The organism is Cupriavidus sp. 8B (genome assembly GCF_054589115.1).
Genome location: NZ_BAAILO010000482.1, coordinates 1 through 529, shown reverse-complemented (window position 1 = coordinate 529; position 529 = coordinate 1). Strand labels below are relative to the sequence as shown.

Genomic DNA, 529 nt, shown 5'->3' with positions numbered 1-529 from the left:
CATGCGCCATGTCATTGAGGCGGTGGACAAAGTCAGAAAGCAGGAGCACAAGGCGTTGCTGAAAGCCGGTGACGACACCCTTGCCCGCAGCAAATACCTGTGGCTGACCAACCCGGAGAACATGCTGGAGCCGTCCAGGGAACGCTTCAATGCACTGAGGACGATGGAGCTGAAAACAGCTCGAGCCTGGGCCTTGAAGGAGGCACTGCGGGGACTGTGGAATTACCGCACCACCGGCTGGGCCACACGCTTCTGGAGGCGCTGGTACTTCTGGGCGACCCATAGCCGGCTGGCGCCGATGATTGACGCCGCCCGGCTGATCGCCCGCCACTTGCCGAATGTGCTGACCTACTTCAAACATCGCATCACCAATGCCGTTGCCGAGGGGTTGAATTCCAAGATCGCCACTGTCCAGAAGCGAGCCTGCGGCTATCGCAATCCGGACCACTTCAAGATCGCCGTCTACTTCCACTGCGGTGGTCTCAACCTACATCCGGCTGCGCTGACCCACACGAAAGTCGGATGAACC

The 529-nt window shown here is 59.9% G+C and carries 1 protein-coding gene; it reads left to right on the top strand.

Going from position 1 to position 529, the window contains the following annotated elements; genetic code table 11:
• Positions 1-526 (top strand): transposase (locus tag ACYP5B_RS44790; protein WP_459573870.1); only part of this gene is annotated, 526 nt, incomplete at its 5' end.
• Between the last annotated feature and the right edge of the window lie 3 nt (positions 527-529).